This is a genomic window from Synechococcus sp. GFB01, assembly GCF_001039265.1.
Lineage (GTDB): Bacteria > Cyanobacteriota > Cyanobacteriia > PCC-6307 > Cyanobiaceae > NIES-981.
In genome coordinates, this window is the sequence record NZ_LFEK01000070.1 from 1 (window position 1) to 8,771 (window position 8,771).

Consider the following 8,771-nt stretch of genomic DNA (forward strand, 5'->3'; position numbering starts at 1 on the left):
CTTCCTCCCCCTGATCTGCGACTACGAGGAGCGGCTCTACGCCGCCGGTCGCATCCCCGGCAGCTTCATGCGCCGCGAGAGCCGCCCGCCCGAGCGCGCCACCTTGATCGCCCGCCTGATCGATCGGCCGATGCGGCCCCTGTTCCCGGGCTGGATGCGCGACGACCTGCAGATCGTGGCCACCTGCCTGTCGCTCGATGAGCGCGTGCCGCCCGATGTGCTCGCCGTGACCGGCGCCTCGATGGCCACCCTGCTGGCGAAGATCCCCTTCCACGGCCCGATGGCGGCGGTGCGCGTGGGTCTGCTGGGCGACGACTTCGTGCTCAACCCCAGCTACCGCGAGATCGAGCGCTCCGACCTCGACCTGGTGGTGGCCGGCACGCCGGACGGCGTGATCATGGTGGAGGCGGGTGCCAACCAGCTGCCCGAACAGGATGTGATCGAAGCCATCGACTTCGGCTACGAAGCGGTGAGTGAGCTGATCAAGGCCCAGCAGACCCTGCTCAAGGAACTCGGCGTCGAGCCGGTGATCCCCGAGCCCCTCCAGGAGGACACCACCCTGCCCGCCTTCCTCGAGAAGCAGTGCTCCGCTGCCATCGGCGAGGTGCTGCAGCAGTTCAGCCTGCCCAAGACGGAGCGCGACGCCAGGCTCGATGCCATCAAGGCCGGGGTGAGCGAGGCGATCGCCGCCCTCAAGGACGACGACCCGGTGAAGCAGGCGGTGAGCGCCAACGGCAAGGCGCTGGCCAACGGCTACAAGGCGCTCACCAAGAAGCTGATGCGCGCCCAGATCGTGCAGGACGGCAAGCGCGTGGACGGCCGCAAGCTCGATGAGGTGCGTCCGATCCAGGCCGCCGCCGGCGTGCTGCCCCGCCGCGTGCACGGCTCGGGCCTCTTCCAGCGCGGTCTCACCCAGGTGCTCTCCTGCGCCACCCTCGGCACCCCGAGCGACGCCCAGGAGATGGACGACCTCAATCCGTCGACCGAAAAGACCTACCTGCACCACTACAACTTCCCGCCCTACTCCACCGGCGAAACCAAGCCGATGCGCAGCCCCGGCCGCCGCGAAATCGGCCACGGCGCCCTGGCGGAGCGGGCCCTGGTGCCGGTGCTGCCGCCCAAGGAGACCTTCCCCTACGTGCTGCGGGTGGTGTCGGAGTGCCTCAGCTCCAACGGCTCCACCTCGATGGGCTCGGTGTGCGGCAGCACCCTGGCGCTGATGGATGCCGGCGTGCCCCTCAAGGCCCCGGTGAGCGGCGCCGCCATGGGCCTGATCAAGGAGGGCGACGAGGTGCGCATCCTCACCGACATTCAGGGCATCGAAGACTTCCTCGGTGACATGGACTTCAAGGTGGCCGGCACCGAGAAGGGCATCACCGCCCTGCAGATGGACATGAAGATCACCGGCCTGGCGGTGAAGACCGTGGCCGAGGCGATCAACCAGGCCCGTCCCGCCCGGCTGCACATCCTCGAGAAGATGCTCGAGGCGATCGACAAGCCGCGCGACACCCTCAGCCCCCACGCCCCGCGCCTGCTCAGCTTCCGCATCGACCCGGAGCTGATCGGCACCGTGATCGGCCCCGGCGGCCGCACGATCAAGGGCATCACCGAGCGCACCAACACCAAGATCGACATCGAGGATGGCGGTGTGGTGACGATCGCCAGCCACGACGGCGCCGCTGCCGAGGAGGCCCAGCGCATCATCGAGGGCCTCACCCGCCGCGTGTCGGANGGCGAGGTGTTCAAGGGCGCCGTGANCCGCGTGATCCCGATCGGCGCCTTCGTGGAGATCCTCCCCGGCAAGGAGGGCATGATCCACATCTCCCAGCTCTCGGAAGCGCGCGTGGAGAAGGTGGAGGACGTGGTCAATGTGGGCGACGAGGTGACCGTGCGGGTGCGGGAGATCGACAACCGCGGACGCATCAACCTCACCCTGCGCGGCGTGCCCCAGGCCGACGCGCCGCTGCCGGTCTGAGGCCACAACAGGGGGCCGCTGCGCCCCCTACACCGCAAACCGGGGTCGATCACGGCCATCGCCGCCGCGGCCCGCTCGCACAGCTCGGCGTGGGCCAGGCCGTGGCTGGCGATCAGGCAGCCGGCCTGGCGCACATCGCCGGTGTTGTAGGTAAGCGGCCGGCCGTCGGCATGGCTGAAGGCGCCGCCGGCGGCGCGCAGCACCGCCTCGGGGGCGGCCATGTCCCAGTCCTTGGGGGCGCTGCGGCCGGAGAGCGACACATAGAGATCGGTCTCGCCGCGCAGGATCGTGGCCACCTTGCCGCCCACGCTGCCGATCGCCCGGGTGTCGCCCAGCTCCAGGACCGCCAGCAGCTGCTCGAGGCGCGCGTCGCGGTGATTGCGGCTGGCCACCAGCACCAGCTCGCCCAGCTGGCGCCGCTGGCTGAAGCGCACCGGCGTGCGCTCGCCGGCGCGGTTCTCGCACCAGGCCTGGCCGCCGCCCTCAACGGCCAGTTCCGCCGTGAGCCCCAGCCACAGCTGCTCCAGTTCCGGCAGCAGCACCACCCCCAGCACCGGCACGCCCCGATGGGCCAGGGCCAGATGCACGGCGTACTCGCCGGTGCCCTGCAGGAAGTCCTTGGTGCCATCGAGCGGATCGAGAATCCACAGCCACTCGGCCGCCAGGGGTTGGCCAGCGGTGACCTGCTCCCTGGCGGTCTCCTCGCTGAGCAGGGTCCAGCCGGCGCCGGGGAAGGCCTCGGTCAGCCCATCGAGGAGCCAGCGGTTCACGGCCAGATCGGCCGCGCTCACGGGGCCCTCGCCGCCGTGATCCACGCTCAGCGCCGGCGGGAAGCCGTAGGGCGGCTGCTCGCCGCGGCCGTAGGCCAGCAGGATGTCGGCCGCCCCCCAGCTCAGCCGCCGCAGCTCCGCCAGCAGCGGCTCGAGGGCAACGCCGCTGGGCAGGGGCAGGGATGCCGGCATCATGGACCTGGGCCAAACGGGCATTGTGATGCAGGGCCAGGAGCCGGCCGGCGGCGTGCTGTATCTGGTGGGCACCCCGATCGGCAATCTCGGCGATCTCTCGCCCCGGGCCCGCCAGGTGCTGGCGGGAGTCGACCGCGTCGCCTGCGAGGACACCCGCCGCAGCGGCCTGCTGCTGCACCAGCTCGGGCTGCGCCGTGGCGACAGCTCAGGCCACGGCGACCCCGATCAGAGCCGCGGCCCCCGACTGGTGAGCTTCCACCAGCACAACCAGACCGCCCGCATCCCCGAGCTGCTGGCGGCCCTGGCCGCGGGCGAGGCGGTGGCGGTGATCAGCGATGCCGGGCTGCCGGGCATCTCCGATCCAGGCGAGGCGCTGGTGGCCGCCACCCGCGCCGCCGGCCACGAGGTGATCTGCGTGCCGGGCCCCAGCGCCGTGACCACCGCCCTGGTGAGCAGCGGCCTGCCCACGGGGCGCTTCTGCTTCGAGGGGTTCCTGCCGGCCAGGGCCAACCAGCGCCGCAAACGGCTGCGGGAGCTGGCCGGCGAGCCGCGCACCCTGGTGCTGTTCGAAGCCCCTCACCGCCTGCTGGAGCTGCTCGAGGATCTGCAGGAGCTGCTCGGCGATCGGCCCCTGCAGGTGGCCCGCGAGCTCACCAAACGGCACGAGCAGCAGGTGGGCCCCACGGTGAGCGCCGCCCTGGCGCACTTCCGCCGCACCCCGCCGGTGGGCGAATGCACCCTCGTGCTGGGTGGTGCGCCACCGCCCCCCGCCACACCGGCCTGGGATGAGGTGCGGCTGCGCGCCGAGCTGGAGCAGCTGGTGCGGGAGGGTCTCAGCCGCCGCGAGGCCACCCGCAGCCTGGCCGAACGCAGCGGCCACAGCCGCCGGCAGCTCTACGCCCTGCTGCACAGCGAGGAGGGCCGCGGCAAGGCGCTGCAGGGCGACGCCTGAGCGGGCAGACTCACCCCACCGCCCCTGGAAGCCGCCCGATGCTGTTGCGCCTGCGCCTCGTGCTGGCCAGCCTGACGGGCAGCACCCTGCTGCTGCTGCTGCTCTGCCTCGGCGCCCAGAACCTCGAGCAGCGGCCCAGCCTCAACGTGGGCTTCGGCCGCACGGCGCCGCTGCCGGTGGGTTTTCTGGTGGGCATCGCCCTGGTGGTGGGGGTGCTGAGCGGCGGCTGCAGCACGGCGCTGCTGCTGCCCCGTTCCGGGCCGCCGGCCGATCAGCTGCCGGGCAGGGAATAGACGCTGCCCTCCAGCACCAGGCGGGTGATCCCCTGGGCCACCAGATAGCGGGCGGTGCGGTGCAGCAGCCAGGGATCGGGAATCTTGATCACCCGCTGGCTGCGGCCGCAGAGCTGCTTGGCGTGGCGGGGATTGGCGAACATCTGCAGCGCCCGGTGCTCCTCCTCCTCCGGCGGCAACGGGCCGAGCTCGGGAAAGTCCTTCAGCGGCCTGGCCTCGAGCTCCACGGTCTTGTCGACCAGCATGTAGGCGCTGGCGGGCAGCGACGCCTGCTCCAGGGGCCTGCACTCCACCAGCTCCTGGCCGGCAGCGGCCAGGGGCAGCACCGGCACGGGCACGAAGGCATCCTCGTCGCCGTCGCCATCGCCATCCGGCTCGGCGTCAGTGTCGGCGTCGTCGCCGAAGTCGTCGGCGTCATCGATCGCCAGCACGCCGTGGGGTTCGTGTTCCCCCGCTTCGTCGTCGCCGGTTCCATCTGCGCCGGTGGGTCTGGGTGCAGGCCCGGGTGCCCCGGGCCGCGCCGATCCAACCGGCGCCGCCGCCAGAACCGGTTCAGTCTCGTCGGCGGCGGCACCGGTGGCCGCAGCACGCTGCCGCCGCGGCCCCGCCCCTGCTTGAGCTGCTCGTACTCATCCGGGGAAAGGGCCGCCTTCACCACCCGCGTCACGGTGGCGGCACTGCAGCCGAAGGCGGCAGCCAGATCCGCCGCAGCACCGCCAGCCCGGTAGCGCTCCACCAGCGCCGTCTTCTGCTCCTCGCTCAGCCGGGGTGCGGCCATCGGCCAATCCTGCGCAGCCCAGCACTCTAGGGGGAGCGGCCCGTGCCACTGGCACAATGCCCCTGGCCAGCCAACGGGCCGGCCTGCTCCCTTAGCTCAGCCGGATAGAGCAGCTGCCTTCTAAGCAGCCGGTCGATGGTTCGAATCCATCAGGGGGCGTTGCAAGGGATTGCCGGTCAACAGAGGGATCAAGGCCTACAAGGAAGGGGTTTCCAGGGTCGCTGCAGTCGCCGGCATGAGTGCCTCATTGCCCCCGATTGCCCCGAGAAATGCCAGTACATCGCCCGGATTTCACCCGGCGCCATGGCCTCCCCTCCTTGGCAGCGGAGCCTGAGCCAGTCCGTTCAAGGCCCACCCCCTTGACCGGGCCAGCAGTGTCCTGGAGCGGCATCGCGACAGGCTGCGGGAGTGAGCGCCGAGCTGCCGCTGCTGCGGCCAGGTGAGGCCCCGGAGCAGGTGCACAAGCGAAGGCCCACAGCCTCTCCGCTCCTCCAGGCCCCGCAACCGCTGCCGCCGCTCTCAGCGAAGCCGACGCGGTGTTCAATGCCGTCATGGCTGGCGGCTGGCAATAGCCCGCCCCCGAAGCCATCCCCGCCGCAGGAGAGGCGAACCGGCTGACGCCGGCCACCCTGGAGCGGCTGGTGGAGCAGTTGCGCCTGCGCCTGGGGTGCGCGCAGGTGAGCCCAACGACATGGATGCGCCACTACCTCCCGCCGTTCAACCGACTGGTGGCGATGGCGGGGCAGCAGCAATCGGGTTCGGATCGTGAACTGCTGAAGGCAGTGCTGAGGCGGTGCTGAGGCAGTGGCAACCCACCAGCCGCATCCGGCAGATGGCGCACGACCGCATCCGCAGGCTCTGGAGTGAAGCCGGGTGGGAATGGCCTGTGCAAGTGGCGAGCCTGAGGAGAAACGGCAGGGCCGCGGCGGCACCGGCTGGGGTGAGGGCTTTCACGGAGGCGGAACTGGCGGAACTGCGGGCAAGGCTCCAGCGCAGCCACCGCCTCACATCTGNCGACCTGGTGGCCTGGGATGCCCTGGCCGTGCTCGGGCTGCGGCCGGCTGAACTTCNGGGGGCTGGAACTGTTCACGGAGAAGAGCCATCCAGTTGCCCGGGTGACTCGATCCCACTGACGCAGCAAGGACTCCGGAGGGCTGGATCGGCTCCTGTTGCGTGGCTTGGAGAAGGTGAACGAGGAGTGGGCGCTGATGGCCACCACTCACAATCCTCAGGTTGTTGAAGGCATCGAAGGTGGCAGCCTGAAGTCTTACAGGCATCACAACCTTCAACCTTGTCCAACGCGTTCAGACTGACTCAGTCTCGCTCTCTGCTGAAGTCAGCGCATCACGCGCCAGGCGCCTGGGGCATGNCCCATGATCCCCTCCCTCAAGGTACCCAGCTGGCGAAGGGCGTGAAAACACGTTGACTGGGGTTACAGAGGTGCTTACTTGCGAGCAGATGGAAGAGCTGTGGATCAGCGGACCTGATGCTGCCCGCCTGCGGGAGCTTCGCAGCAGGGGCTTCACAAGCAGACGCCGATGCTGGAGGTTGGCGGCATGGCCCATCGTGAGGGGCACCTCTGGCGATACGACCGGCTGGGGTTGGAGAAGGTCTGCGGTGGGATAGCTAGGTGGCGCTGGGATTTGCCGCGAAACGCCTATCGGTAAGCCCGTGGATCGCTGAATGGTTCAATCCCAGCGATCCCCAGCGACGGTCAGCTTCGCCCGCAATCAGGGAGTGGGGACCCCCCAGGAGCCCAGATTCGGTCGCCAGTCGCTTGCCGTGTCGGTGTCCAACGGACTGCCCGAACTTTGGAAAACTCGGGCCAGCGGTAGGGATCCGGCAGGGTTCCCGAGTGTTCCAGTGAACGTGCCTCCAGTATTCGGTTGATCACTATCTGGCATCCCGAAACGCACCACNTCGTCGACTCTGGTCTCGGACACCATGGGGAAGATCGCAAGAAGTCCCGTGACGCGGTTGGCGGTGCCGCTGACGCGGACCTCGCTGGGCCTGGAACCGATACCGCGAAAGAAGTCATTCTGGACTTTGATCCCAGGAACGTAGCCGGTCTGACCGCCTGAATAATCCTGGGCGACCGGAGGNCCCTGGTAGCTTCCATCTTCCCAAACGATGAGAAACGAATTACCAGNCATGTCCCTGCCCAGAGTTCCAAGGTCTACCCCGCTTTGCACTCCTCTGGAATTCTCATAAGTCAAGAAGAAATTGTTCAGCTGCCACGATCCCGGGTCATCAAGAAAGAGTTCTACTTTATTCGTCCCGACCTCGGTAATCTTGAGCNGCATCACTCGAGGCTGAACCCGCGCACAGGAGGTGACCAGGCTCGCGAGCGACGCCAACCCGAAGGCGGCCTGCAACTGAGGCGTAAACGGCTTCATGCTCATCGCTCGNCCCCATTAGTTGCCTCTGATTCTGCTATTAGCCGATAAGTTGTGTCATTAGGTGCAAATACCCGTCCAGCGTTGAAGCCCCTCATAGACCTTGCGAGCCAATCGCCTTAGGCCATAGGGACGCCCGACAAGCTCGGATGTTCCCTACGCAGACGTGTTGGGGTCGCCCGCTTCCCTCAAGATCGCCGAGGATCGGAAGTCATGCTGCCACACTTCCTCCCGAGGGAAACAGATGGAGAGGCCCCTTCGTGCATCAGGAGGCCGGCACTTGCCAGGACGCCTAAACTGACGTTCAACTCTTGTTCTTCCCCTGCGGGATGATCGATACGACATCCACGGGAAAGCAGGAGATCGCCACGCTCCGCCTTCCTGGGCCATGGCCCTGTTCCACATCAGACCATCAACAGCCAGACATGCTGCCCTGCAGGCTCTGGCCGCCACCCTCAGCCTCTGCCTATCGCTGAATCCAGGGGCTTCCGCCTTCTCAGGCACTGGCTCCTCCCCGGCGGGAGAGGAGTCCGGCTCAGGTCAGGCAACGATCGCCGGCGTGATCCTCGGCCCACACGCTGACATCTTCTCCCGCGCGAACGAGGAACGTCTCAAGAGAGGACTCTTGCCCCTCTCCTACTCCCCAGCGCTGTCGCAGGCCGCTGCGGCTCACGCACGCGATATGGCTGCGAAGCGATTCTTTGCCCACAGTGGTTCCGATGGCTCAACCGTCNGCAGCAGGGTCCGGCGAGCCGGTTATGCCTATGTTTTCGTTGGCGAGAATATCGNCATGGGATACCATCTCTTCCCTCAGGCTCAGATCTTTCAGCTCTGGATGGACAGTCAGAGTCATCGGAAGAACATCCTGCTGCCCCGATATCGTGAGTTGGGAGTCGGTATGGCCATCGACCGAAGCACCGGTCAGCGTTACTACACCCAGGTCTTCGGAGCGNCCATGAAGACAGGCTCCTCGTAGTGATGTGGGCCACATGGACCGGGGGAGGCCGTTGATCGTCCCCGCTGCAGAGCATCGCGGCACCATCGACACAGGCCTCAGCCGGAGCCCCACTGCTCAGCAAGGATCTCGCCCTGGGTGCCGGGTCGCCTCGAAGGCGATCCGCAGACCCTTTCAGCCTGCTGCCGCTCGGACGCCTCGTGTCGCTGGACAGGCCTCCTGTGACGCCCATAGGGTGAACGAACCCTGAGGACCGCCATGGCACCCAATCCGGCCGTCCGGCCTTCCAGCATCCGGGCGGCAGCCAGCTGATCCGGATCCCGCAACACGTACTGATCAAGGTGCAGGAATGTCTGGATCAGCAGGGCAGTGATGCCCTGGTGGTGAAGGCCTCCAGTGGCAGCAGCCATGCCGAGGATGTCAGGGCTCTCGCCGACAGCCGGGCCCAGGCGCTCAA

At 68.1% G+C, this 8,771-nt stretch carries 6 protein-coding genes, 1 tRNA gene and 1 pseudogene; 6 read left to right on the plus strand and 2 right to left on the minus strand.

Annotated features, from left to right (window positions below; all coding sequences use genetic code 11):
- The coding region (locus SYNGFB01_RS08785) for a polyribonucleotide nucleotidyltransferase (protein ID WP_048017752.1) at positions 1-1,975 on the plus strand (1,975 nt) is incomplete at its 5' end.
- A gap of 32 nt (positions 1,976-2,007) precedes the next feature.
- On the opposite strand, the pseudogene SYNGFB01_RS13270 reads toward SYNGFB01_RS08785, so the two are convergent.
- A pseudogene (locus SYNGFB01_RS13270) lies at positions 2,008-2,940 on the minus strand (3'(2'),5'-bisphosphate nucleotidase CysQ); the annotation flags it as partial.
- A gap of 25 nt (positions 2,941-2,965) precedes the next feature.
- Between SYNGFB01_RS13270 and rsmI the strand changes: the two are divergent.
- Complete coding sequence (rsmI, locus tag SYNGFB01_RS08795; protein WP_048017756.1) at positions 2,966-3,892, plus strand: 16S rRNA (cytidine(1402)-2'-O)-methyltransferase; 927 nt, start codon at positions 2,966-2,968, stop codon at positions 3,890-3,892.
- 38 nt (positions 3,893-3,930) lie between these two features.
- Positions 3,931-4,185: a hypothetical protein gene (locus tag SYNGFB01_RS08800; RefSeq protein ID WP_048017754.1), complete on the plus strand. Its 255-nt coding sequence runs from the start codon at positions 3,931-3,933 to the stop codon at positions 4,183-4,185.
- Here the strand turns inward: SYNGFB01_RS08800 and SYNGFB01_RS15495 are convergent.
- Positions 4,164-4,616, minus strand: coding sequence for a hypothetical protein (locus SYNGFB01_RS15495; protein WP_053068416.1), 453 nt, complete (start codon positions 4,614-4,616; stop codon positions 4,164-4,166). The two genes, SYNGFB01_RS08800 and SYNGFB01_RS15495, sit on opposite strands and share 22 nt — an antisense overlap.
- Before the next feature lie 432 nt (positions 4,617-5,048).
- Here SYNGFB01_RS15495 and SYNGFB01_RS08810 point away from each other — a divergent pair.
- From SYNGFB01_RS08810 to SYNGFB01_RS16400, 3 genes are all read left to right on the plus strand, one after another.
- A tRNA-Arg gene (locus SYNGFB01_RS08810) sits at positions 5,049-5,122 on the plus strand.
- Between the two features lie 482 nt (positions 5,123-5,604).
- A complete protein-coding gene (locus tag SYNGFB01_RS14655) occupies positions 5,605-5,763 on the plus strand; it encodes a hypothetical protein (RefSeq protein WP_161795880.1) in 159 nt (52 codons plus the stop codon).
- A gap of 1,984 nt (positions 5,764-7,747) precedes the next feature.
- On the plus strand, positions 7,748-8,335 hold the full coding sequence (locus SYNGFB01_RS16400) for a CAP domain-containing protein (protein WP_082325961.1): 588 nt from the start codon (positions 7,748-7,750) through the stop codon (positions 8,333-8,335).
- Positions 8,336-8,771: the final 436 nt, after the last annotated feature.